This is a genomic window from Rhizobium sp. Root483D2, from assembly GCF_001426685.1.
Lineage (GTDB): Bacteria > Pseudomonadota > Alphaproteobacteria > Rhizobiales > Rhizobiaceae > Pararhizobium > Pararhizobium qamdonense.
Window position 1 is genome coordinate 76,787 of record NZ_LMFB01000043.1, and the last position, 531, is coordinate 77,317.

Annotated in this window: 1 protein-coding gene; it reads right to left on the reverse strand. The window is 58.0% G+C overall.

The window, feature by feature from the left end; all coding sequences use genetic code 11:
- Nucleotides 1-531: hypothetical protein (locus ASD32_RS30175; RefSeq protein ID WP_200953655.1), on the reverse strand; the 531-nt coding region annotated here is incomplete at both ends.

Sequence of the window (531 nt, forward strand, 5' to 3'; positions counted from 1 at the left end):
TTCACGGTCGTTGAGAGGTCATTGAGCGCAGAAACATCGGCCTTTCCACTGACCGAATTCTGCAGGGTTGTGATGGCTCCACTGTGCGAGCCGACGATACCGTTTACAGAATTGACGTATCCGATCAGTTCATTCGTCGTTGAGACATTGGTTTTGTCGGCCAGGGCAGCGTTTACCGCGCCTTGATCCGCCTTTCCTCCAAGGCTCGCTTGCACGTTGGTCAGCGCGGTCGCCTGGCTCGAAAGCACGGAACCATGGTCTGACACTGTCGTCTGCAGTGCCTGCAGGGCCGACGCGCTAGCCTTGCCCGCGACATCAGTCTGCAAGCTCGTAATGGCATTGGAATGAGCGTCAACGACATCGTTGATGTTCTGCACACGGGTATCGAGCAAAGCCACCGCAGAGGCTGCGGCCTTTCCCGCAACGGCAGTGTTCAGGTTTGTGATAGCCGTGGCCTGGCTGCTATTTACACCCTCGGCATCAGTTACCCGCGTCGTCAGCGCCTCCAGCGCACTCGCATTCGCCTTGCCC